The sequence below is a fragment of the Afipia broomeae ATCC 49717 genome (genome assembly GCF_000314675.2).
Taxonomy (GTDB): Bacteria; Pseudomonadota; Alphaproteobacteria; order Rhizobiales; family Xanthobacteraceae; genus Afipia; species Afipia broomeae.
This window is the reverse complement of record NZ_KB375283.1, coordinates 1,219,348-1,243,054: the sequence shown is the minus strand read 5'-3', so window position 1 is coordinate 1,243,054 and position 23,707 is coordinate 1,219,348. Positions and strand designations below refer to the sequence as shown.

The following is a 23,707-nucleotide window of genomic DNA, read 5'->3' as shown; positions in this document are numbered from 1 at the left end:
GCGAGGATGATTCAGGAACGAATCTCACCGTGAATCGTGTTGACTCTCCGGCCAATCCGATTCGACTCCGGATTTAACGATTTCATTCAAGTCTGGCCGCGCGCGGAGCATCTTCAAACTTCATCTAGTATCGCCATCTATTGGTTTGTGCGACATGTTGAGGCGATCTGGGCAGACTCACTGCGAGTCAGCGATTCGGGCTTCTTTCGTTCCTTAACCGTTCCAAACCTTAAGTCGCGGCGCGAAAAGCGTCGCATTGTGAGACACTTCCTTCAAACTTGCTGCGGCGTCCGCGTCGTGTGCGTCATGCGGACCTCTCGATTATGCCTCTGTCGTCTTCCGTTCCGCTGTTTTCGAATGAGCGCGCCCCCGGAGCCGGTGTTACGGCGGTGCTGGGCCCGACCAACACCGGCAAGACCCATCTCGCCATCGAGCGGATGCTGGCCCACTCGTCGGGCATCATCGGTCTGCCGCTGCGTCTCCTGGCGCGCGAGGTCTACAACAAGATCGCCGCGCGGGCCGGAGCGGGCGCGGTCGCGCTCATCACCGGCGAAGAAAAGATCAAGCCGCCTCATGCGCGCTATTGGGTCTCCACCGTCGAGGCGATGCCCCGCGATCTCGATGTGTCGTTTCTGGCCGTCGACGAAATCCAGATCGCGGCTGATCTCGAGCGCGGTCACGTCTTCACCGACAGGGTTCTGAACCGGCGCGGGCGGGACGAAACCCTGCTGCTTGGCGCGGCCACGATGCGGCCGATCATCGAGCGGCTGCTTCCTGGCGCGAACATCGTCACCCGGCCGCGATTGTCGCAACTCGAATTCGCCGGCGACCGCAAGATCACCCGGCAGCCGCGGCGAACAGCGATCGTCGCGTTCTCGGCGGATGAAGTCTACGCCATCGCCGAGCTGATCCGGCGTCAGCACGGCGGCGCTGCCGTTGTGCTGGGCTCATTGTCGCCGCGCACCCGTAATGCGCAGGTGGACATGTTCCAGTCCGGCGATGTCGATTATCTCGTTGCCACCGATGCCGTCGGCATGGGCCTCAATCTCGATGTCGATCATGTGGCGTTCGCGTCGGACCGCAAATACGACGGCTATCAGTTCCGCCGCCTGACACCCGCCGAGTTCGCGCAGATCGCGGGCCGCGCCGGCCGTGCGACGCGCGACGGGACGTTCGGAACCACCGGGCGCTGCGCGCCGTTCGAGCCCGAACTGGTCAATGCGCTTCAGAACCACACGTTCGACAGCGTAAAGATGTTGCAGTGGAGGAACACGCGGCTGGATTTCTCCTCGCTGGGCGCGCTCCAGGTCTCGCTGGCGCTGACGCCGAACCATGAAGCCCTGACCCGCGCGCCGATCGCCGAGGACATCCGCGTGCTCGACCATGCGGCCCGTGATGAAGACGTTCGGGATATGGCCAAGGGCGCGGCCGCCGTGGAACGGCTCTGGGAAGCCTGCCAGATTCCCGACTACCGCAAGCTGTCGCCCGCCGCCCATGCCGAACTTGTCACCACGCTGTATGGGTTCTTGATGCGGAAGGGCCGTATTCCGGACAACTGGTTTGAGGCCCAGATCGCGCAAACTGACCGCACAGACGGCGATATCGACACATTATCGGCCCGGATTGCCCAGATACGGACCTGGACATTCGCGGCAAATCGTCCCGATTGGCTGGTGGACCCCGAGCGCTGGCAGGCAATTGCCCGCGCCGTCGAGGATAAATTGTCGGATGCCCTGCATGAACGGCTAACTGAGCGTTTCGTTGATCGCCGGACCAGTGTATTGATGCGGCGCTTGCGGGAAAACACGATGCTGAATACTGAGATTGGGAAGACGGGCGAAGTGATCGTAGAGGGCCATATGATTGGCCGTCTCGACGGATTCATGTTCGCGCCGGAGTCCGCTGAAGCGGGCTCCGATGCGAAGGCCTTGCAGGCCGCGGCGCTCAAGGCGCTGGCTGGTGAAATCGATGCGCGCGCCGAAAAGCTTTCAAAGGCACCGGACGAACAGTTCGTGCTGGCGTCCGATGGAACGCTGCGCTGGACCGGCGACGCCGTCGCCAAGCTCGTCGCGGCCGACGATGCGTTGCATCCGCGTATCCGCATCATTGCGGACGAACGGCTGACTGGCCCGTCACGCGAGGCCGTGCAGACGCGGCTCGATCTGTGGCTGAAGACGCATATCGAAAAAATTCTCGGGCCGATGTTCGAACTGTCGAAGGCGGAGGATGTCACCGGCATCGCGCGCGGCATCGCCTTCCAGTTGATCGAGGCGCTCGGCGTGCTGGAGCGGCCGAGGATCGCTGCCGAGATGAAGGATCTCGATCAGCCGTCGCGCGCGAGCCTGCGCAAGTACGGCGTGCGGTTCGGCGCCTATCACATTTTTCTCCCCGCATTGTTGAAGCCGGCCGCGCGCGGTCTGGCATCGCTGTTGTGGGGACTGAAGCGCGACAACGTGGACTGGTCGGCACTGACCGGTGCGCAGCATCTGGCGGCAAGCGGCCGTACCTCGTTCCCGGCGGACAAGGCGCTCGATCAGGAGGCCTACCGCACGCTCGGCTACAAGCTGTGCGGCGACCGCGCGGTGCGTGTCGATATTCTGGAACGTCTCGCGGATCTTATTCGCCCTGCGCTGTCGTGGCGTCCTGGTTCGCCCGGCGACAAGCCGGCCGGCGCGTTCGACGGCCGCTCGTTCACGGCGACACAGGCCATGACATCGCTCACAGGCTCCGCAGGCGAAGATTTTGCCTCGATCCTGAAGGCGCTCGGCTATCGCATGGAGAAGCGTCCGCCGCTGCCGGAGGTTGTCGCGCCGCCAGTCGCTGCGGAAACCGTGGCTGATGCGACTGCTGAAACAGCGGACACCGCTTCGGTCTCCGAAGCGGTCGTTGCCGAGCCCGAAGTTGCCGCGGCAACCGATTCGATCGCAGATGTTACGAACGACGCGACGACTGAGGCGGTGCCCTCTGCCGAATCCGTCTCCACGGAGACATCCGCGTCGCGCTTGCCTGAAGTGAACTTCGCGCCGCCATCGGAAACCTCAGAACCTGTGGCGGAAGCCGTGGTCGCTGAGACATCTTCCGAGCCGGCCATTGTCGCCGAAGCCACGGAAACAGCGGCTGTTGAAGCGCCTGCTGGCGAGGCTGGTCCCGATCAGGCTGCGACTGAGGCGGCGGTTTCTGCAGAACCGGTCCTGGTCGAAGTCTGGCGGCCGGGCGGACGTTCGGACGAGCGCCGTCCGCGTCATGATCGCAGCCGCTACAAGGGGCCGGATAAATCCGCCGCTCCCGCAGCCGAAGGTGAAGCCGCTTCCGGCGATGACAAGCGCGAGCGTCATGGCCGCCATCGCCGCGACCGTAACAACGAGCATCGCCGGCCACGCCCCGACGCTCCGGCGGTTGCAGCGGAAGGCGCAGATGCCGCGCAGGCGCGCCCGCCGCGTGACGACAAGGGCGGCCGTCCGCGCGAAGGCTTCAAGGGCAAGGACCGCAATCAGGAGCGCGGCAAGGGCAAGTTCGACAAGCGCGGCCGCGACGGGCGCAAGGATGACCGCGACCGCAGCGGCGGCTCGCATCGCACCTACGCGACCAGCGCCACGCCCCGCGAGCGCGATCGTCCCGCCGATCCGAACTCGCCGTTTGCAAAGCTGGCGGCGCTCAAGGAGCAGCTTGCGGGCAACCGCAAGGAATAATTTGGATCGTCAGCGCCTCGACAAGTGGCTGTGGCACGCGCGGATCGTCAAGACCCGGGTCGATGCCGCGGCTCTGGTCGCAAAAGGGCGCGTTCGCATCAACGGTATGCGCCAGACGTCACCGGGACATGCGGTGAAGGCAGACGACGTCCTCACCATCGCGCTCGACAGCCGGGTTCGTGTGCTCAAGGTCACCGGATTCGTGGACCGGCGAGGGGATGCGGCTGCGGGACGCGCAATCTACGCTGATTTACAAACGCCTCCCGAGTAACTAGTTGCCTCTCATTACGGGCAGAACTTCCCTTGCGGCGATGCACATCCTGCGCTACGCCAAACTGAAAATTTAGACCTTCCGGAGCTTTGGATGACGTACGTCGTCACTGAAAACTGCATCAAGTGCAAGTACATGGACTGCGTGGAAGTTTGCCCCGTGGATTGCTTCTACGAGGGCGAGAACATGCTGGTGATCCATCCGGACGAATGCATCGACTGCGGTGTGTGCGAACCTGAATGCCCGGCGGACGCGATCAAGCCCGACACCGAGCCCAGCCTTGAGAAGTGGCTGGAGGTGAACGCGGAATACGCCAAGTCCTGGCCGAACATCACCCAGAAGAAAGACGCGCCGGACGACGCCAAGGAATTTGACGGCGTCGAGGGCAAGTTCGACAAATATTTTTCTGCCAATCCGGGCTCGGGCGACTGATCTGGCCTGCTGGCGCCGCCCCCCGGCACGGCTAACTTTTAACCCTACCCAGCGATGAGGGCCTGCCGGACGCCGCCCGGAAGGCGTCGCAGGGCATAAATCATTGATTTTTGCGGGAAATGTGCTATTTTGGGCACATTCAAGAGCCGAACCCCATTTTTGTGTCCCGGTTAGGACTGACGGGTTCCCCGAGAAACCATTGAACAGGGGCGTGGCGTTTCCACGCAAAGGCGCTGTGTCAGACAAATTGCGTCACAAAAAGAACTCCAAAATAAAAGACAAGGGTTCCAAGGATAAGGGCACCAAGAAGGCGTCTGCGATTCGCAGCGCGCCTAAAAAGGATGCTCGCGCATCCGCCCCAACCTCAAAAAACAAAAGAAGCACAATGCCCAACAAAAAAACTGCAAAGCCGTCTGCGAAGGCCCCGGCAAAGTCCGCTGCGAAGCCTGCCAAGACGGTGTCGAAGGCCCCTGTCGCCAAGGCTCCCGTCAAGACCGTTGCCGGCAAGCCCGCCGCGAAGCCGGCTGCGGCCGCACCGCGCGTGGAAGAGCCGAAGAAGCCGCTGACCCAGCGTCAGGGATTCAAGACCAACGAGTTCGTCGTGTATCCGGCGCATGGCGTCGGCCAGATTCTTGCGATCGAAGAGCAGGAAATCGCGGGTGCGCGGCTCGAGCTTTTCGTCATCAACTTCATCAAGGACAAGATGACCCTTCGGGTGCCGACGGCGAAGGTCGCCAATGTGGGCATGCGCAAGCTGTCGGACCCCTCGCTGGTGAAGCGCGCGCTGGAAACCCTGAAGGGCCGTGCGCGCATCAAGCGCACCATGTGGTCGCGCCGCGCGCAGGAATACGAAGCAAAGATCAATTCGGGCGACATCGTCGCGATTGCCGAAGTGGTCCGCGACCTGTTCCGTTCGGAGTCGCAGCCGGAGCAGTCCTACAGCGAACGTCAGCTTTATGAAGCGGCGCTCGATCGCCTGTCGCGCGAAATCGCCGTCGTTCAGCACGTCACGGAAACCGAGGCGGTCAAGGAGATCGAGTCGAATCTCGCCAAGAGCCCGCGCCGCGGCGCAGCCAAGGCTGATGCCGATGCGGGCGCCGACGCAGTTTCCGACGACGCCGATGAGGGCGACGAGGGAGATGACTCGGTATCGGCCGACGAAGCGGCCTGATCTCGTCGACAACAATTGAAATGAAAAGCCCGGCCTTGGAGCCGGGCTTTTTTTATGGAGAATTATTTGTCAGGGCGTGATGTTGTCCCAACGCCGGTTCTCACTTTCGGGATCACGCCTAATCCACGACGATCTTCACGCGATCGCGCGGCTTCACCGTTGAGCGGCTGTCGAAACCGTTCAGAACGCGAAACCGGTCAACCGGACGATCGACGCCCTGCATCCGGGACGCCAGCGATTCAATCGTGTCACCGGGCTGTACGGTCACGATCTTGATCCGCAGCGGCCGCGCGGCCTGAATCTCGGCAAGTGTCAGACGCCGGAATGAATTCACCGTTTCGCGGAAGCTGCGATCGGCCTCGGGTGTTTTCTTCTTCGCCGCGAAAATGAAGCGGTAGACATCGCTGCCGAAACGCAGGGCGTAAATCCTGAACTGCCATTGATCGCCGCTGGCCGTCGCGGTCGCGGACGGAAAGCCGTTGATGCTCGTGTCCTCGGTCGAGGATTTGTCGACATTCTCCATCCAGCCGGAATTGAGATAGTCGCCGAGCGACTGCTCCGCGGGGACGCGCACGACGTCGAAGCGCATCGCCTGGGTGCCGCCTTCGCGAACGCCAACGACGGCCTGCGCGGTGTTCTCCAGCACGAAGCCGTCCGGCACCTGGAACGTGAAGCCAAGTTTGGGATGCAGGAAGCGGCGTCCGCGCACAAACCCTTCGCTGGGATCTTCGCCATAGACAAGATTGTCGATGGCGGAGAGATAGGTGTCGCGGTCGCGTTCACCGGCTTCGGGCGATGAATATTGCCGTGCGTTGGCCTGCGCATTCTGGACACGCTCGGGTGTTGCCGGGTGTGACGACAGGAAGTCCAGCGAGCGCGGATCGGCCGGCGCACGGCTGGCCTTGAGCGCTGCGTTGCGTTCCATCGCGGTGAGGAAGCGCGCCGCGCCGAACGGATCGAACTTGGCGCGCGCCGAGATGCCGACACCGATTCCGTCGGCTTCGAATTCCTGTGCGCGCGAAAAGCTCGCCATCGTCAGCTTGGTCTTGGCCAGCGCCAGCGCGTTCATATCGGGGTCATTGCCCATATCGGCGACGACGCGGGTGACCACGGCGGCCTGCTTGGCCTGGTCTTCGCGGATCGCCGCATGCTTGGCGAGCACATGCGCCATCTCGTGGGCGAGCACGGAAGACAATTCGGATGTATCGCTGGCGAGTGCAATCAGGCCGCGCGTGACATAGAGCTGCCCGGTCGGAAGCGCGAAGGCGTTGACCGCGCCGGAATTCAGGATCGTCACCTTGTAGGTGAGATCGGGCCGCTCGGAGGCCGCGACAAGGCGATCGACGGTCTTGGTGATCAGGGCTTCCAGTCGCGGATCGTCATACGATCCGCCGTAGGATGAGATGATGCGGCTGTGTTCGCGTTCGGTGGCCGGCGTCTGGGCCGCGGGCTTGTTCGGTTTGACCGGAGCGAAACCGGGGCTCGAAGCGGTCTGGAACCGGCCGAGGTCTCCGCAGGCGCCCAGCGCCAATGACGCGCACAGCGAAGCGGCCGCAAAAACGCGGCTGAGGTTCCTGGTTTCGCGTCGGTTGGCAGGTGTCGCCACGCCGCTATTTGCCCTCGTCCCTCGGCATCGTGCCGTTCGCGGCCACGTCCGCCGCAGCAATTAACTCGATCTGCCCCGCGTAGGTGACCTCGATCCTTGGCCCGCCACGCTTCTCGATCCAGCCTCGAACCCGAACTCTCTTGTTTTTCAGAGACTTAAGGTCGATCCCGGCGCTTTCCAACGACGGCATCATGCGCCTTGAAATAGTCGCGGCAAAGTCCCGTGTCCATCGCCGTCCGAAATTGACGTAAAATACCGCCCCGGCCAAACGGGCCGATGAAACCGTTCCTTCCACCACGGTAAAACGTCCAACGCCGGCCAAAATATCGTCGGTGCTTTCCGCGTTTTTTATGGCAGCGGAACTGGCCCAAATGCCGCGCCTAGCGGCGCGGGCGGCAGCCTCGGCGGTCAGCAGCGCGGTGGAACATGATCTGTCCGTGACAGGCGACGCGAGCGCTTCACCGCGCGCCAGGAGTTCGGACTGGATCGGCGTCTCCATGTCTTTCAGAAAGACGAAGGCATGCTGACGTCCATAACGGTCCGGCCCGTCGTCGGAGCTGCGCAGTGTCACATCGCGGCCATCGATCAGGGAAGCCAGAGTTTCCTTCCCGCGCGTGCGTATGTCCCCGGCGGGCTCGATGCCGGCGAGACGTATCTCGCGTCCGTCGCCGAGACGAAACGTACGCATGTCGAGCACGCCGCTGACGCGGCCTTCGCCCTGAAGCGCGAACTCGCATGCGGCGTGAAGGCTGCCGCCACTGCTCGCGGTCAGCAGGACCGCGCAGCAAAAGGTGATCGGGATGCGGCGGTTCATCACCACGCTGTCAGGCCTTGCGGGCACGCCGAAGCGCCTTCGGCATCAAACCAGTTTCGACCTGCGGAATGTGTTGCGGCTTGCACGTGTGAGTCAAGCCGCACGCGCGTTGACCGATGGCATTTGCAGGGCCGGTTGCTTGCCGCGATGTCAGGGTTGCGCCATGATGAAAGCAACCAAAGATGCCGCCGGGGAAGGCGCGCCATCGACAACGGGAGACAACATTGAAGAAAATCCTCGCAAGCCTCGTGTCATCTGCGCTCGTGATCGGCTCAACGGCCGCGATGGCGCAAGGCAAGCCGCCTCTGAAACTCGGCGCGATCCTCGACATGTCCGGCCTCTATGCCGACATCACTGGCACCGGAAGCGAGACGGCGGCGAAAATGGCCGCGGAGGATTTCGGCGGCGAGGTGCTGGGCCGCAAGATCGAGATCATCGCAGCGGATCATCTCAACAAGGCCGATCTGTCATCGAGCATCGCCCGCGACATGTTCGACAATCAGGGCGTCGAGGCGATCGTCGATGTCGCGGCGTCTGCGACCGCGCTAGCGGCCAACGAGATCGCCAAGGCGCGGGGCAAGATTATCATGTTCAACGGCCCGGGATCGGTCCGTCTGACCAACGAGGCCTGCGGCCCCTACACCGTGCATTATGTCTTCGACACCTTCGGGCAGGCGAATTCCACCGGCCTCGCGGCCGTGAAGACCGGACTCGACACCTGGTTCTTCCTTCAGGCTGACTATGCGTTCGGACAGGATCTCGAGAAGGACACCTCCGCAGTCGTCACCAAGATGGGCGGCAAGGTGCTCGGCACCGTCAAGCATCCGCTCAACACGTCGGACTTCTCATCGTTCCTGCTGCAGGCACAGGGATCGAAAGCCAAGGTCGTGGGTCTCGCCAATGCGGGCGGCGACACCATCAATGCCATCAAGCAGGCCGCTGAATTCGGCCTGATGAAGGGCGGACAAAAACTGTCGCCGCTGCTGGCTTTCATCACCGACGTCGACAGCATCGGGCTTGAGACCGCGCAGGGCCTCGTGCTGGCGGAAGCGTTCTACTGGGACCTGAACGACGATACACGCGCGTTCAGCAAGCGTTTCATGGAGAAGGTCAAGCGCGTTCCGACCTCGGCGCAGGCCGGGGTCTATTCATCCGTCACGCATTACCTCAAGGCGGTGAAGGAGGCGGGCACGACCGATTCAGCAGCCGTGATGAAGGTCATGAAGTCGACGCCGATCAACGACATGTTCGCCAAGAACGGCAAGATCCGTGAAGACGGACGCATGGTGCACGACATGTATCTGTTCGAGGTGAAGAAGCCGTCGGAATCGAAGGCGCGGTGGGACGATTACAAGCTGCTGGCGACCATCCCCGGCGATCAGGCCTTCCAGTCGCTCGACGCGTCGCGCTGCCCCCTGATCAAGAAGTAGATCGATCTGCGGCGCCGGTTTGTCCGGCGCTGCTGATGATCCAACACAGGAAATCGCCATGCCCGGTACGATTCTGCAAAGCCTCGATCGCGGTCTCTTGACCATCACCATGAACCGGCCCGAACGGCGCAACGCGATCAACGCCGAAATGTCGGCAGATCTGATCGAGGCGGTGCGGCGGGCGGCGGACGACACCGAAGTCCGGGCTGTGCTCCTGCGCGGCGCCAACGGCACCTTCTGCGTCGGCGGCGACGTCAAGTCGATGGCCGAGAACAGGTCGGAGCTCACCTATGAGGTGAAGCGCGCCAACCTGCGCAAGGGCATGGAAATCTCGCGGCTGCTGCATGAACTGCCGAAGCCGGTGGTGGCGCAGATCGATGGCGCGGCGGCGGGAGCGGGTCTCTCCATTGCACTGTCCTGCGATCTGCGCGTTGCCGGGGCATCTGCAAAGATCACGACGGCCTTTGCCAAGGTCGGCTTTTCCGGCGATTACGGCGGCACGTATTTCCTGACGCAGATGCTCGGCAGCGCCAAGGCGCGTGAGCTGTATCTAATGTCGCCTGTTCTCACAGCGCAGGAAGCGCTTGCGCTCGGAATGGTCACGAAGGTTGTCCCGGATGCAGAGGTCGCCGATGCCGCGACTACGCTTGCGATGTCGCTGGCGCAGGGGCCGACCGTGACGCTCGGCTACATCAAGCGCAACATCAACAATGCCGAGCACCTGTCGCTCGAAGCCTGCTTCGACGCTGAAGCGGCGCATCACACCCGTTGCGGCGAAACGGCGGATCATCTGGAAGCTGCCAAGGCGTTCATGGAAAAGCGATCCGCGGTGTTCAAGGGACGCTAGGGCGTGATCCCGACAAGTGGGGACCCGACAAGATCACGCTTGGACATCAGAACGGGAATGCGTGAATGACGGATGCAACAAGGCTGCGGCAGATCTGCCTCGTTGCGCCGCATCTTGAGCCGGTGATCGGCGATATTGCCGCGATCATGGGTCTGACCGTCTGTTACCGCGATCCCAATGTTGCGCGCTACGGCCTGGAAAACGCACTTCTTCCGGTCGGCACCACCCTGCTTGAAGTCGTTGCGCCGTTTCAGGGCGGCACTGCTGCCGGCCGGTTCATCAACAAGACCGGCGGGCGGGGCGGCTACATGGCGATCCTGTCCTGTGCCGATCCGCGCGAGCGGCAGAAGAATGCCGAAGCCATCGGCGTCCGGACCTCTCACGTGATTGATCGCGCGCCCTATCTCGGGGTTCAGCTTCATCCGCGCGACTGCCGCGCGGCCTTCATCGAGTTCAATCACACCGCAAACAGCGACAACATTCGCGGTCCCTATCCGCCGGCGGGGCCTGACTGGCACACGGCGATCCGCGATGATGTGACCCTGGCGCTGACCGAGGTCACTCTCACCAGCCCCGATCCGCGCGGGCTTGCGGATCACTGGGGCCGCATCATTGGCATTCCGGCCGGCGGCAGCGGGATCGAGCTTGTCAATTGCAGCATCAAGGTCGTTGAAGGCGAGAACGAGATCATGAGCGGGCTGACGTTTCGTGTCCGCGATCCCGCCGCCGTGCTGCGTGCGGCACAGGCGCGGGGACATGCGGTAACGGCAGAGTCGTTCCGCCTCGGCGGCGTTGATTTCCACATCACCGCGTAAGGCTGGCGTTTGCGCACCTGCCATTCCTACGGTGTGTTGGCCTGAAAATCGCTGTCACGGCCTGAAATTGGCCGTTAGATTGCGCGCGCAAAAATGGTTTTCCAAGAAGGATACGAAATGGCCAAGGATGGATTGTCGGTAATCGTCACGGGTTCTGCTTCGGGCCTCGGCGCGGCGTCCGCGCTGCTGCTGGCGAAGCAGGGCGCGCGCATCGTCATCAACTACGCGTCGAGCCAGAAAGAGGCCGAGCAGACTGCGGATGAATGCCGGAGCGCGGGTGCAGCCGAGGTGGTGGTCGTGCAGGGCGACGTTTCGCGCGACGAGGATTGCAGGAAGATCGCGGCAGCCGCAGCCCCGTGGGGAAGGCTCGATGGCCTGATCAACAATGCCGGCATGACCAAGCATGTCGATCATGGCGATCTCGAGGGACTCTCGGCGGAAGACTTCCAGCGCATCTACGCTGTCAATACCATCGGTCCGTTTCAGATGATCCGCGCGTCGCGCGCTTTGCTGGAGGCCGGCGCGAAACATTCTGCCCGCACGGCATCTGTCGTGAACATTTCATCGATCGCGGGTGTCGCGGGGATCGGATCGTCGGTCGCCTATGTCGGAAGCAAGGGCGCGCTGAACAGCATCACGCTGTCTCTGTCACGCGCGCTCGCGCCGCTGATCCGCGTCAATGCCGTTTGTCCCGGTTACATCGATACGCCCTGGTTCACCAAGGGGCGAGGTCCCGAACTCGCCGGAAAGATTCGCCAGATGGTGACGGAGCAGTCGCCGCTCCAGATCGCGACAACGGCGGACGATGTGGCCGAACTCGTTTGCTTCCTTGCCGGTCCAGCGTCACGCAGCATGACCGGAGAGATCGTGCGGATCGATGCGGGCGCACATCTCGGATCGGCCGTTCTGCCCAAACGGTGACCGGGCCCTCCTGAGCGGAAGATGAAACTTCCGCTCAGACCTTGTTGCCGGGATCGGAGACGATCCCGCGCGCAACCAGCCGGTTCCAGATGAACAGCACCACCAGCGCGCCGATGGTGGCGGTGATGAATCCGGCGCCCTGGCCCGGAGCGTAGTGGCCGATCGCCTGACCGACGAAGGTCGCCAGAAACGCGCCGGCGATGCCGAGGACAATCGTCAGAATGAAGCCTGTCGGATTATTCGGGCCGGGTGACAAGAGCCGCGCAAGAAAACCCGCGACCAATCCGACGATCAGAACGTAGAGCATTGCTGGAATCCTTCGTGCTTAAAATTCAAGGAGCCGTTTGCCGGTCAGCGTGGAGCGAGCAAAACCGCTCCACGTCCTTCGTGACGCCGATCAGATCCAGCGCGCTGCTTCTTTTTCTGTCGGCAGCCGGCCGTCGGGCGTCAGCTGATTGATGACGTCGGGCAACTGCCTTGCGAGACCCGCAAGCAGTTCGTCGCGTGACAAACCGGTCTGTGAGGTCAGCGTGCTGATCTGGTCCGCACCGAGCGCGGAGGCGAGGTCGCCGGGTGAGATCTGCTTGTTGGGGCCGGGGCTGACCCACGAGTTTGCCGTCTCGGCGTGGCCCTTGTCCTGAAACTGCTTGAGCAGATCGTTCAGCCCGCCGCTCAGGACGCTTCCGGCTGCGCCGCCTGCCAGCAGTCCGCCGAGTGCGCCTCCGAGTGGACCTTTCATCAGGTCGCCAAGCGCGCCGCCGAGACCGCCGGTGCTGGCGGTCGTGGTGCCGGGCAATGGGGTTGGTGTCGATGGCGCAGGCGCGCCGGGGGCTGTGCCCTGCTGGCCACCGCTGATGTGTTTGACGGCCTTGTAGGCAAGAAGCGCAAGGATCGCCATGGTCATCGGCGACATCCCGCCGCTGCTTTCACCCGATGCGCTCGGTTCGCTTGGCCCGCGAGGTCCGTTTTGCATGCCGTTGAGAATGTCGAGCAAACCCATCGTTTGTCTCCTGTCGAACGCCCGCCCAGTGCGAAAGACTAGTGTTTCGTCATGACGGTTACAAGGCAGCGAAGCCTGCGCGCGGGTTTGGTATGGAATTGCGAAAGTTTTAGGCGCTCTTGCTGTTCATCCGGGGTTCAGCCATTGCGCGGACCAAAATCTTGACGTGTCATGTCCGGGCGAGTTCATACCGGACGGCCGGGTTTCGCCGCGCGACGATGCATCACGCCGAACTATGCGGATGGCGGTAGTGAGTTCCGGGCAAAGCCATACCGATCAGGCATCATGTGTGACCGAAACCAGACGGCTCGAAATGCCGTATCTGAACGATGTTGCAAAAGCGAAGGTGAATGCATGGTCTATGTTGTGGGATATCTCTGCGCTCTGCTTGTCTTCGGTGCCGCTGACGCCGTCTGGCTCAGCACGGTGGGACCGGCTCTCTATAAACCGGTGCTTGGCGATATTCTTTTGGCCGACGTTCGTCTCGGGCCTGCTGTCGCGTTCTACGCCATGTATCCAGTAGGCATCCTGGTATTTGCGGTGCTTCCGGGACTGCGCTCAGGGTCAGTCGGCACCGCTCTGGTGCTGGGTCTGCTGTTTGGGGCAATCGCTTATGCGACCTACGATCTGACGAATTATGCCACCCTGCGTAACTGGTCGCTCCAGATCGTTATTGTGGATGTCGTATACGGAGCAATCGCAACCGGCGCAGCGGCAGCGGTGTCTTGCCTGCTCACGCGTCTCGGCAGTTCGTGGCTCGGTTACAGCGGGGGCTAGGCGCTATCCGGCAGGCCGAAGCCGATAGTGGCTGACGCCCCATTCCTCGCCGCGGGCATGACCGAACAATCCGGCGGTTGCGAGAAAAAACAACCGCCAGCGTCGTTGCCAGATGCGTGCCTCGGTGCCGTAAACGCGCAGAAGAATATCAAATATCGCGTCAGCGTTCCGGTCATAATTCGCAAGCCAGTCGTTGGCGGTTTTCTCGTATTGCGTCCCGCTCCAGCGCCACTCGGCATCGACTGAAAAGATGTCTGGGAATTGCCGGATCAGCGAATGACCTGGCATGATGCCGCCGGTAAAGAAATGTTGCGCGATCCAGTCGCCGCGGTTGGCGGCGTCGAAGCGATATGACGCCGAGCGGTGACTGAACACGTGCAAGAAAAGATGTCCGTCGGGCTTCAGGGCTTTTCTCAGCCGTTCCAGAAGCGGCTGCCAGTTAGCCATGTGCTCGAACATTTCGATGGAAACGATGCGGTCGAACTGTCCGGACGGAATAAATTCGTTCATGTCGGATGTTATGACTTCGAGATTGGGCAGACCCTCTTTTCGCGCCCGATCGCAAATATACTGACGCTGTGAGTGCGAGTTCGATACGGATACGATGCGTGACGCGGGATAGTGCCGGGCCATCCAGAGCGAAAACGATCCCCAGCCGCAGCCCAGTTCAAGAATGCGCTGGCCGTCACGCAGCAGGGCATGCTCTGCCGTGACGCGCAGCGCGTTTTCCTCGGCGTCGATGAGCGAGCTCGTATCGCTTTCATAGAGGCAGCAGGAATACTTTCGCTGCGGCCCCAGGATCAACGCGAAAAACTCCGCCGGAATTTCATAATGCTGGGCGTTCGCGTCGTCGGTATGCACCGCCACAGGGTAGACAGACATGCCGCGCGCAAAATCGGCGTCATCGGTTGGGGCTGCCGAAAGGGATCGCCTTGTTCGCCCGACAAGCTGGCTGATAACCGCTCGGCTCAATGCGTCGGGCCACGGCACGGACTCGCCAATGCGGATGGTCGCTTGTGTCAGGCTCACAGCATCCTCGCGTCATGCCTGGGATATGGAAAGAAGGCAGAGGTCTTCGACTGATAGTCGTGAAATTTCGATCCGTGCCGCCTGAGCATGTGTTCTTCCAGTGGAGGAATGCCGGATACGTGGACCAGCAGCCAGTACATGCAGATGGGGCCGGCAAGAGCGGCAAATCCCCACGGGAAATCTCCGCCGAAGTCGATCGCAAAGAGCGGATAGGCGAGCCAGCCTAGCCATTCAAAGAAGTAATTGGGATGACGTGACCATCCCCACAGGCCGGTATCGCAAACCGAGCCTTTGTTCTCCGGATGCGCCCGAAAGCGGCGCAATTGTTCGTCGGCGAGCGCTTCGCCGCCAATGGCAACAGCAAAGATCAGGATCGCCGCAATATCCTGCGCGCGTAACCCGGGAGCGGGGTTCGAAGCAGCCAGCAGCATCGAGAACGCCAGGGGAATGCTCACCAGCGCCTGTTTCTGCAGGAGCCAGAACATCTGGCGCCGTGCATCCTGCCCCCAATCCTTTGCGAGCATTGCATATCGGGGATCATCCACAATTTTCGTGGTACGGTGTGCGATATGCAGCCCCAGCCGGAGTGACCAAAGGACGATCAATGATCCAACGATGAGCCTGCGCTCGCTGCCGGTCTGTGACAGCAGGGCGCTGCCACAACCGAGCCCCCCGAGGCCGAACGTCCAGATCATATCGATCCAGCCCGAATTCCCGGATTGTCGCCAGACCAGCCAGGCGCCAGCCATGATGAGGGATAATATGACCGCCAGCGTGCCGAGGGCCGCGACGGCGTTAAGGCCGGTCATTACACGTAACCTCTACTATTCTATGGGCTTTTTGGCATTGACGGGCTGAAGGTTTTTGGCCTGGAGTTGCCCCTAATGCGGCCGAACGAGTCGGCCCTGCGCTTCTGCGCGGTGCCGTCCCGTTTGCTGAAACCCGCGCTTGCCTCGCGCGTATCACTCTAACAATGCTGTGCACAGCAAACGATACGAACCCCGCCGTGTTTGGTTTCATTCCAAGCGCGAATTTCTCCGGGGTACCTGATCGTTTGCGATAACGGGACGGAAAAATTGCAGGATGAGACGCGATAGTAGCAGGAAAAACATAGCCATTGTCGGGACGGGTGTCGCAGGTATCTCCGCTGCCTGGTTGCTCAGCGACAGCCATGATGTGACCGTTTACGAGCAGGACGGCCGTATCGGCGGCCACTCCAATACCGTCACCGTAAGGCGAGGGGCAGACGATGTTGCGGTCGATACCGGCTTCATTGTCTACAACGAAGTGACCTATCCCAATCTGACGGCTTTATTCGATCATCTGAACGTCCCGACCCAGGTTTCGGAGATGTCGTTTGCCGTGTCGCTTGCCGACGGCAATCTGGAATATTCCGGCGGGAAGCTCGCGGGCCTGTTCGCCCAGCCGCGCAACGTCCTGCGTCCGCGCTTCTGGTCGATGCTGAGCGATCTTCAGCGATTTTACCGTGAGGCACCGCGCGATCTTGTCTTGCTCGATGGAATCCATACAACGCTCGGGGACTATCTTGACGCCGGTCGCTATGGCGCCGCCTTCCGAAATGACCATTTGCTGCCCATGGCGGGCGCGATCTGGTCGGCTCCGGCCCACAGCATTCTGGGATATCCCGCAGCATCGTTTATCCGGTTTCATGACAATCATGGATTGCTGAAGATCCGGAACAGGCCTCAATGGCGGACTGTGGTGGGTGGCAGCCGTGTCTATGTCGAAGCCCTGACGCGGCGTTATGCCGATCGCATTCGCCCGTCCACTGGTGTGCGGTCGATCCGGCGATGCGGCGACCGCGTTGAAATTCGGGATAGTGACGGAAACACCGACAGCTTCGATGCTGTCGTGATTGCGGCACACGCGGATCAGGCGCTGTCAATTCTCTCCGACGCCGATGAACAGGAGCGCGGATTGCTCGGCGCTTTCCGCTACAGCGTCAACCGCGCTGTCCTGCATTCCGATCCGGCGCTGATGCCAAAGCGGCGGGCTGCATGGTCGAGCTGGAACTACATTGGCCGGGCAGATCAGGAAGGGCTCGAGAGCCCGATGGTGACCTACTGGATGAATGCGCTACAGAATATTCCAACCAACCAGCATTGGTTCGTAACGCTTAACCCTCTGCGCGAGCCTCGTGAAATCTGGCATAGCGAACGTTATGAACATCCTCTGTTCGATTCACATGCGATCAGGGCGCAGCAGCAGCTCTGGTCGTTGCAGGGCAATCGCAATACATGGTTCTGCGGAAGCTACTTCGGTGCGGGCTTTCATGAGGACGCGCTGCAGTCGGGACTTGCCGTGGCCGAAGCATTGGGACACGTGCGGCGGCCCTGGCGCGTGGAGAATGAATCAGGGCGCATTTTCCTCGGTGCAGGCGCCCGTAACTCCGTCGAGATGGCGGTATGACGATCAATTCGAGGCTCTATGTCGGAGATGTATTTCACCATCGCCTGAGGCCGCGCGTCCATAAACTGCGTTACGGCGCGTTCTGGATGCTGATCGACCTCGATGAGATAGGTTCGATCGCTGGCAGGCTGAAATCCTTCTCCCATAACCGGTTTAATCTGACGAGCTTTTATGACGCCGATCACGGGAACGGCAGCGGTACGGCACTTCGCGTTCAGATCGAGGAGTTGCTGAATGCATCAGGAATGACGGCTGAAATAGGCAGAATTGAACTGCTCTGCATGCCGCGAATCCTCGGTTACGGCTTCAATCCTCTCAGTGTGTACTTCTGTTATCGGCCCGACGCATCGCTGGCCGTCATCATTTATGAAGTTCACAATACGTTCGGTGAGCGGCACAGTTACATCATTCCATGTAAGCAAACGGGCGGCGCGGCTGTCGAACAGCGATGCGCCAAGGCTTTTTTTGTCTCGCCGTTTCTCGACATGGATATGAGTTATGCCTTCCGGGTGGACCTGCCGGCAGAAAAGGTCAAAGTTACCGTTCGAGGCGAAGATCAGCAGGGGCCAATTATCGTTGCGTCGCTTGCCGGATCGAAGCTGCCGTTGAGCGACAGGTCTCTTTTGCACCTGATGATACGTCATCCCATGCTGACGGTTACGGTGATCGCAGCGATCCATTGGCATGCGCTGCGGATGATTTTGAAGGGCTTTCGCCTGCGCCGGCATACCCCTGCGCCACGTCGTCTTGCGACGGTCGTCTCAGGCGCGGATCTATCCTGAGTTTCCCCGAAGGATCTGGCATCGCGTTCAGCCGGGGTAGCGGTCGCGCGCGCCCTCTGATATGGAATTGCGAAAGTTTTAAGCTCTTGCAGTTCATCTTCGGCGAGAGACAGAGACCGGTCCCGTAGCTCAGCCGGATAGAGCGACGGTTTCCTAAACCGTAGGTCGGAAGTTCGAGTCTTCCCGGGATCGCCATTCACCTCGGACAGTCCGGGGACCGTTCATCCGAGATTACCGCGCATTGCCGGTCCAGCACATGCTGAACCGGCAATTGTATGTGCGTGTGAAGCGCCTTGTGCCGGTCAGTCCAGCTTGACGCCCGCCTCGGTGACCACCTTCTGCCAGCGCACGGTTTCCGCAGCCACCATCGCGCCGAACGCTGCGCCCGTGACGTCGGGAACGTCGGAGCCGTTGCGCTCCCACGCCTCCTTGATCGCCGCCGACTGCATCGCCTTCTGCAGTTCCTTGGTCATGCGTTCGACGACCGCCGGTGGTGTTTTCTTCGGTGCGAAGACGCCATACCAGGTCGAAACTTCGTATCCTGGCACGCCTGCTTCCGCGGCAGTGGGGACATCAGGGAAGGCCGCGACCCGCTTCGGGGCTGCGACGGCGAGCGCGCGGAGCTGCCCGCTGCGGATCTGCGGCGCCGACGAGCCGAGCCCGTCGAACACCAGCGGCACGTGGCCGGCGACCAGATCCTGCATCGCGGGTCCGGCACCGCGATAGGGCACATGCTGAATGCGCGTCTTGGTCACGATCTTGAACAATTCGCCAGCGAGATGATGCGTGGTGCCGGTGCCGGCGGAGCCGTAGTTCAGCTTGTCCGGATTGGCGTGAAGATAGGCGATGAACTCCGGCAGCGTCTTGGCGGCAACCTTGTCAGGATTGACGACGATCACCTGCGGCGGCCGCGCGATCAGCGCCACCGGGACAAAATCCTTTTCAAGATTGTAGTCGAGATTGGGGTAGATCGCGGGGGCGATGGCGTGATGCGCAGCGCCGACAAAGAAGGTGTAGCCGTCGGGCGCGGCCTTGGATGCCTGCGAGGCTCCCACGGTTCCACCGGCGCCTGCCCGGTTTTCGATCAACACACGTGTTCCCAGTTGCGTATCGAGCTGGGCGGCGAGTGGGCGGGCGAAGGCATCGGTGCCGCCACCGGCTGCGAACGGCACGACGAAGGTGATCGGCTTCTCCGGCCATGTTTGAGCCCGGGCCTGACCGGCCACGGCGAAAGAGCCCGCCACAAGTGCAAATAAAGCGTACCAGCCGAATTTCAGGTTCACGTCAGATCCTCCCGGGATTATTGGATTGCGTCGTCTCTTGGCGACGCTTTGGGTGTCGTTACGCAGCAAAATACCGCTCATGTTCCTGCAATGCGTCTCGCCGGACAACGGGACGTTTCGCCGCTGCCCTTGCCTCCGGGGCGAACGACTCCGCGCAGATTTGGCCTGATGTATGAGGATTTATTGACAACATCATACAGTGCGTGCCAGCGTGCACTGCCGGTTCAGAGATGAGACGTCACACCAATGTTCGGAATTCTGGGCCTCGGCTTTCTTCTTGGCATGCAGCATGCGTTAGAGGCCGATCACATCGCGGCGGTGTCCAGCATCGCGGCCCGGCGATCGAGCGTCACTGACATCGTCAAGCATGGGCTGACCTGGGGGCTCGGTCACACCATCACCCTGTTCATGTTCGCCGGCGCGGCAATTCTGCTCGGCCATGCGATCCCCGAACACCTGGCGCGCCCGCTGGAAACCGCCGTCGGCGTCATGCTGGTTGGGCTCGGCGCGCATGTGCTGTGGCGGCTGTGGCGCGACCGGGTGCATTTCCATCAGCACCGGCACGGCGACGGCACTGCGCACCTTCATCTGCACAGCCATGCGGCGGAATCCGTTCCGCACCAGCGCAGCGGTCACGATCATCAGCACGGATTCCGGTGGCGGTCGTTGCTGGTCGGGCTGATGCACGGCATGGCTGGCTCGGCCGCGCTGCTGGTTCTTGTGGTCACGCAACTCGCCAATCCGGTCTACGGCCTGCTTTACGTCCTGCTGTTCGGAATTGGCTCAATGCTCGGGATGGGAGCACTGTCGACGGTGATCGCAGTGCCGCTCGCCGTCTCGGCGCGCTGGCTGACTTGGGCCAACCGCGGGCTTCAGGCTGTTGTTGGTGTCGTCACCATCGGGATCGGCGCTATGACGATCTATTCCACGGCGCTGGCGTAGATCGCCCATCCTGCCGCGCGGCTTGTGGCGACCGCTGCCGATGTGCAGACTGTCGGCAAAACAACAGCCGACGAGGAACGCCTTGGCCCATCATCACGAAATTTACGCCATCCGTTACGCGACGATGACGGGACGCCAGCCGCATCAGAACTATCTGACCCCGGATGTTCACAACGAAGGCACCGATCTCGATTACTTCGTCTGGCTGATCCGCGCCACGGATGGCGACATTCTGGTCGATACCGGCTTCAATGACGACGCGGCACGCGAGCGGTCGCGCAATCTCACCATCAATCCGGCGAATGCGCTGGAGTTGTTTGGCGTTGCGCCCGGCAGCATCCGCGACGTCGTGATCACGCATCTGCATTACGATCACGCCGGTAATCTCGATCGCTTTCCCAATGCGCGGTTTCACCTGCAGGATCGTGAGATGAGTTTCGCCACCGGCCGGTGCATGTGCCATGGCCTGCTGCGGCATCCGTTTTCCGCTGGGGATGTCACGCTGATGGTGCGCCATGTGTTCAGTGATCGCGTCGTGTTTCATGACGGGGACGAGGAGATCGCGCCGGGCGTGACGCTGCATCATGTCGGCGGACATTCCGATGGTCTTCAGGTGGTGCGCGTCGAGACCGAGCGGGGGCCGGTGGTGATCGCCTCCGACGCCGCGCACTATTACGGCAACATGCATCGGCGCAATCCTTTCCCGATCGTCTACAACGTCGGCGACATGATGGAGGGCTGGAACACCGTCGAGCGTCTTGCCGGTCATCCCGATCGCGTCATTCCCGGTCACGATCCGATGGTGCGCGAGCTTTACCCGCAGGTGGGCGGCAAGGCCGATGCGGTCGCACTGCACAAGAATCCGAAACGATCGTTCGTCGCCTAGATATCCCGAAGGTTGAGCCGCCTCGCGAAAGCGGGGTAAGAATTCCAGTCAATAACGAACAATGTTCTGCGTAACAGAACAGAGGCGCGGCAGGGACGATCATGAGCGAGTATGACGTTGTTGTAGTAGGCGCGGGCAATGCCGCGATGTGCGCGGCGCTGGCGGCCCGCGAGCACGGCGTCAGCGTCGCCGTTCTGGAATGCGCGCCGGAAGGCGAGCATGGCGGTAATTCGAGTTTCACCGCCGGCGCCATGCGCGTCGCCTACAACACCCTAGACGATCTCTATGCACTGATGCCGGATCTCTCCGACAGCGAAAAAGAAAGCACCGACTTCGGCACCTACAGTGAGGATCAGTTCTTCGACGATATGGCGCGCGTGACGCAGAACCGCACCCATCCCGACATGGTCGAACTGCTGGTACGCCGCAGCCACGCCACCATGAACTGGATGCGAACCAAGGGCGTGCGTTTCGTGCCGATCTATGGACGTCAGGCCTTCAAGGTCGACGGCAAGTTCAAGTTCTGGGGCGGGCTGACCGTCGAAGCCTGGGGCGGCGGGCCGGGGCTTGTGGAGGCGTTGCACAAGTCCGCAGCGCGCGAAGGCATTGCGGTGATGTTCGAGACCCGCGCATTGTCACTGATCGCCGACGACAATGGCGTGCAGGGCGTTCGCGTCAGGCAGAACGGCAAGACGCGGGACATCCGCGCCAAGGCCGTGATCCTCGCCAGCGGCGGCTTTCAGGCCAACGCCGAGTGGCGTACGCGTTATCTCGGTCCGTCATGGGATCTCGCCAAGGTGCGCGGCACGCGCTTCAACACCGGCAGCGGAATCCAGATGGCGCTTGATATCGGCGCCCGGCCGACCGGCAACTGGTCCGGCTGTCATGCGGTGGGTTGGGATCGCAATGCGCCCGAGCATGGCGACCTTGCGGTGGGTGATGGCTTCCAGAAGCACTCCTATCCGTTCGGCATCATGGTCAATGCGAAGGGCGAGCGTTTCGTCGACGAGGGCGCGGATTTCCGCAACTACACCTACGCGAAATACGGCCGCGTGATCCTCGATCAGCCGGGTCAGTTCGCCTGGCAGATTTTCGACCAGAAAGTCGCGCATCTGCTGCGCGATGAATACCGGATCCGGCAGGTGACGAAGGTTCAGGCCGATACGCTGGAGGAGTTGTCGACAAAACTCGACGATGTCGATCCGGCAGGCTTCATGCGCACGGTCACCGGCTGGAACAGCGCGGTGAAGACCGATGTGCCGTTCAATCCGAACATCAAGGACGGGCGCGGCACCAAAGGCCTCGCTGTGCCGAAAAGCAACTGGGCCAACACGCTCGACAAGCCGCCTTATCTCGCGTTCGCGGTGACATGCGGCATCACCTTTACTTTCGGCGGCCTGAAGATCACGCAGGCCGGTGAAGTCGTCAGCCTCGATGAGGCGCCGATCCCGAATCTTTATGCTGCCGGTGAACTCGTGGGCGGACTGTTCTATTTCAATTATCCCGGCGGTACCGGACTGATGGCAGGCGCGGTGTTCGGCCGGATCGCAGGCGATTCCGCCGGCAAGCGGGTGAAGGCGTCATGACGTCATCGGCAATGAACGCGATCGGATTCATCGGGCTTGGCGTTATGGGCGAGCCGATCTGCCGCAATCTGTTGAAGAAGAGCGGGAAGCCGCTCGTGGTCTATGATCTCGCGCACGAACCGCTTGCGCGGCTGGGTGCGGACGGCGCACGTGTGGGGGCTTCAGTCGCTGATGTCGTGTCACGAACTGACGTCGTGTTTCTGTGTCTGCCCAGCGCCAGGCATGTCCGCATTGCCTTCGATGGCAGCGCAGGGCTGTTGCAGAATATCAGGCCGAACCAGATCGTCATCGATCTCGGAACGTCATCGGTCGAACTCACCCGCGGCTTTGCAAGGCAGTTTGAGAGCAGGGGAGCGTCGTGGATCGATGCGCCGATCGCCCGGACACGTCAGGCCGCACAGGACGGCACATTGAGCGTGATGGTCGGCGCATCGCCGCAGTTGTTCGATACGGTCGAGCCGCTGATCCGGTGTTTCGCGACCGAAGTGACGCTGTGCGGTGGCACCGGTGCGGGGCAGGTCACCAAAATTCTCAACAACATGGTGCTGTTCGAGACCGTCAACGCGCTTGCGGAAGCGGTCGCAATCGCCAAGCGCAGCGGCGTCGAGCCGAAGCTGCTGCTCGATACATTGTCGAAAGGATCGGCAGACAGCTTCGCGCTGCGCAACCACGGGCTGAAGGCCATCGTGCCGGGCGATTTTCCCCTGCGCGCATTTTCGACGGAGTATGCGCTTAAGGACATGTCCTATGCGCTTGAGCTTGCTGCGCAGGGCGGCATCGAGCCGCGCGGCGCTGCGCTGGTCCACGAGATTCTTCAGGAGGCTATCGACGGGGGCTTTGGCGATGCGTACTTTCCCGTCATCGCCAAACTCATTGATCGGGATGGGTCGCTCAGCAAGGCATAAGCAAATTGCCTCCTCAATGCGACGCTCGCGGTCCTGACGATCAATGACGCTCGCCGTGAACAAGCGATCTTGATTGCGTGTGCGGCGCACG

The 23,707-nt window shown here is 61.7% G+C and carries 22 protein-coding genes and 1 tRNA gene; 16 read left to right on the top strand and 7 right to left on the bottom strand.

Annotated elements, in window-relative coordinates; translation table 11 throughout:
• Window positions 1-323 precede the first annotated feature (323 nt).
• The 4 genes from HMPREF9695_RS18475 to HMPREF9695_RS25900 all read left to right on the top strand — a co-directional run bounded on the left by HMPREF9695_RS18475 (window position 324) and on the right by HMPREF9695_RS25900 (window position 5,563).
• Window positions 324-3,689, top strand: coding sequence for a helicase-related protein (locus tag HMPREF9695_RS18475; RefSeq protein ID WP_006022417.1), 3,366 nt, complete (start codon window positions 324-326; stop codon window positions 3,687-3,689).
• A 1-nt stretch (window position 3,690) separates the two neighbouring features.
• Window positions 3,691-3,960, top strand: a complete 270-nt coding sequence (locus tag HMPREF9695_RS18470; protein ID WP_006022416.1) for an RNA-binding S4 domain-containing protein — start codon at window positions 3,691-3,693, stop codon at window positions 3,958-3,960.
• A gap of 93 nt (window positions 3,961-4,053) precedes the next feature.
• The gene (fdxA, locus tag HMPREF9695_RS18465) at window positions 4,054-4,392 is read left to right on the top strand and encodes a ferredoxin FdxA (protein WP_006022415.1); all 339 of its coding nucleotides are present in this window, start codon (window positions 4,054-4,056) and stop codon (window positions 4,390-4,392) included.
• Between the two features lie 385 nt (window positions 4,393-4,777).
• Window positions 4,778-5,563 carry a CarD family transcriptional regulator gene (locus HMPREF9695_RS25900; RefSeq protein WP_425989027.1) on the top strand — a complete coding sequence of 262 codons (786 nt, stop codon included), beginning with the start codon at window positions 4,778-4,780 and terminating at the stop codon, window positions 5,561-5,563.
• Between the two features lie 118 nt (window positions 5,564-5,681).
• Here HMPREF9695_RS25900 and HMPREF9695_RS18455 read toward each other — a convergent pair whose 3' ends face one another.
• Both HMPREF9695_RS18455 and HMPREF9695_RS18450 read right to left on the bottom strand, forming a co-directional pair.
• The gene (locus HMPREF9695_RS18455; RefSeq protein WP_006022413.1) at window positions 5,682-7,169 is read right to left on the bottom strand and encodes a M48 family metalloprotease; all 1,488 of its coding nucleotides are present in this window, start codon (window positions 7,167-7,169) and stop codon (window positions 5,682-5,684) included.
• Between the two features lie 4 nt (window positions 7,170-7,173).
• A complete protein-coding gene (locus tag HMPREF9695_RS18450) occupies window positions 7,174-8,010 on the bottom strand; it encodes a thermonuclease family protein (RefSeq protein WP_006022412.1) in 837 nt (278 codons plus the stop codon).
• A 257-nt stretch (window positions 8,011-8,267) separates the two neighbouring features.
• Between HMPREF9695_RS18450 and HMPREF9695_RS18445 the strand changes: the two genes are divergently transcribed.
• The 4 genes from HMPREF9695_RS18445 (at window position 8,268) to HMPREF9695_RS18430 (ending at window position 11,996) form a co-directional block, all read left to right on the top strand.
• Window positions 8,268-9,413, top strand: a complete 1,146-nt coding sequence (locus tag HMPREF9695_RS18445; protein WP_430648574.1) for an ABC transporter substrate-binding protein — start codon at window positions 8,268-8,270, stop codon at window positions 9,411-9,413.
• 58 nt (window positions 9,414-9,471) lie between these two features.
• On the top strand, window positions 9,472-10,260 hold the full coding sequence (locus HMPREF9695_RS18440; protein WP_006022410.1) for an enoyl-CoA hydratase: 789 nt from the start codon (window positions 9,472-9,474) through the stop codon (window positions 10,258-10,260).
• 65 nt (window positions 10,261-10,325) lie between these two features.
• Window positions 10,326-11,075, top strand: a complete 750-nt coding sequence (locus tag HMPREF9695_RS18435; protein ID WP_006022409.1) for a VOC family protein — start codon at window positions 10,326-10,328, stop codon at window positions 11,073-11,075.
• 117 nt (window positions 11,076-11,192) lie between these two features.
• Complete coding sequence (locus HMPREF9695_RS18430) at window positions 11,193-11,996, top strand: SDR family NAD(P)-dependent oxidoreductase (protein WP_006022408.1); 804 nt, start codon at window positions 11,193-11,195, stop codon at window positions 11,994-11,996.
• 34 nt (window positions 11,997-12,030) lie between these two features.
• Here the strand turns inward: HMPREF9695_RS18430 and HMPREF9695_RS18425 are convergent, their stop codons facing one another.
• Window positions 12,031-12,303, bottom strand: a complete 273-nt coding sequence (locus HMPREF9695_RS18425; protein ID WP_006022407.1) for a GlsB/YeaQ/YmgE family stress response membrane protein — start codon at window positions 12,301-12,303, stop codon at window positions 12,031-12,033.
• Window positions 12,304-12,393: 90 nt separating this feature from the next.
• Window positions 12,394-12,996 carry a YidB family protein gene (locus HMPREF9695_RS18420; protein ID WP_006022406.1) on the bottom strand — a complete coding sequence of 201 codons (603 nt, stop codon included), beginning with the start codon at window positions 12,994-12,996 and terminating at the stop codon, window positions 12,394-12,396.
• A 354-nt stretch (window positions 12,997-13,350) separates the two neighbouring features.
• On the opposite strand from HMPREF9695_RS18420, the gene HMPREF9695_RS18415 reads away from it, so the two are divergent.
• A complete protein-coding gene (locus HMPREF9695_RS18415; protein WP_006022405.1) occupies window positions 13,351-13,773 on the top strand; it encodes a DUF2177 family protein in 423 nt (140 codons plus the stop codon).
• A 3-nt stretch (window positions 13,774-13,776) separates the two neighbouring features.
• Here the strand turns inward: HMPREF9695_RS18415 and HMPREF9695_RS18410 are convergent, their stop codons facing one another.
• Together HMPREF9695_RS18410 and HMPREF9695_RS18405 are read right to left on the bottom strand one after the other, a co-directional pair.
• A complete protein-coding gene (locus HMPREF9695_RS18410; RefSeq protein ID WP_006022404.1) occupies window positions 13,777-14,802 on the bottom strand; it encodes an SAM-dependent methyltransferase in 1,026 nt (341 codons plus the stop codon).
• The gene (locus HMPREF9695_RS18405; protein ID WP_006022403.1) at window positions 14,799-15,611 is read right to left on the bottom strand and encodes a DUF1295 domain-containing protein; all 813 of its coding nucleotides are present in this window, start codon (window positions 15,609-15,611) and stop codon (window positions 14,799-14,801) included. The genes HMPREF9695_RS18410 and HMPREF9695_RS18405 overlap by 4 nt, the downstream gene beginning before the upstream one ends.
• 274 nt (window positions 15,612-15,885) lie before the next feature.
• Between HMPREF9695_RS18405 and HMPREF9695_RS18400 the strand changes: the two genes are divergently transcribed.
• The 3 genes from HMPREF9695_RS18400 (at window position 15,886) to HMPREF9695_RS18390 (ending at window position 18,209) form a co-directional block, all read left to right on the top strand.
• Entirely contained in the window at window positions 15,886-17,232 is a 1,347-nt protein-coding gene (locus tag HMPREF9695_RS18400; RefSeq protein ID WP_006022402.1) for an NAD(P)/FAD-dependent oxidoreductase, read from the top strand.
• Window positions 17,229-18,014: a DUF1365 domain-containing protein gene (locus HMPREF9695_RS18395; RefSeq protein WP_006022401.1), complete on the top strand. Its 786-nt coding sequence runs from the start codon at window positions 17,229-17,231 to the stop codon at window positions 18,012-18,014. The genes HMPREF9695_RS18400 and HMPREF9695_RS18395 overlap by 4 nt, the downstream gene beginning before the upstream one ends.
• A 118-nt stretch (window positions 18,015-18,132) precedes the next feature.
• A tRNA-Arg gene (locus tag HMPREF9695_RS18390) sits at window positions 18,133-18,209 on the top strand.
• A 107-nt stretch (window positions 18,210-18,316) separates the two neighbouring features.
• Here the strand turns inward: HMPREF9695_RS18390 and HMPREF9695_RS18385 are convergent.
• Window positions 18,317-19,297 (bottom strand): Bug family tripartite tricarboxylate transporter substrate binding protein, encoded by a 981-nt coding sequence (locus HMPREF9695_RS18385; RefSeq protein ID WP_006022400.1) that lies wholly within the window; start codon window positions 19,295-19,297, stop codon window positions 18,317-18,319.
• Window positions 19,298-19,543: 246 nt separating this feature from the next.
• Here HMPREF9695_RS18385 and HMPREF9695_RS18380 point away from each other — a divergent pair, with 246 nt between their 5' ends.
• From HMPREF9695_RS18380 to HMPREF9695_RS18365, 4 genes are all read left to right on the top strand, one after another.
• Complete coding sequence (locus tag HMPREF9695_RS18380) at window positions 19,544-20,239, top strand: sulfite exporter TauE/SafE family protein (protein WP_006022399.1); 696 nt, start codon at window positions 19,544-19,546, stop codon at window positions 20,237-20,239.
• A 124-nt stretch (window positions 20,240-20,363) separates the two neighbouring features.
• On the top strand, window positions 20,364-21,125 hold the full coding sequence (locus HMPREF9695_RS18375) for an N-acyl homoserine lactonase family protein (protein WP_430648573.1): 762 nt from the start codon (window positions 20,364-20,366) through the stop codon (window positions 21,123-21,125).
• Window positions 21,126-21,226: 101 nt separating this feature from the next.
• The gene (tcuA, locus tag HMPREF9695_RS18370; protein ID WP_006022397.1) at window positions 21,227-22,711 is read left to right on the top strand and encodes an FAD-dependent tricarballylate dehydrogenase TcuA; all 1,485 of its coding nucleotides are present in this window, start codon (window positions 21,227-21,229) and stop codon (window positions 22,709-22,711) included.
• Window positions 22,708-23,616: an NAD(P)-dependent oxidoreductase gene (locus tag HMPREF9695_RS18365; RefSeq protein ID WP_006022396.1), complete on the top strand. Its 909-nt coding sequence runs from the start codon at window positions 22,708-22,710 to the stop codon at window positions 23,614-23,616. Before tcuA ends, HMPREF9695_RS18365 begins: the two co-directional genes overlap by 4 nt.
• Window positions 23,617-23,707 lie beyond the last annotated feature (91 nt).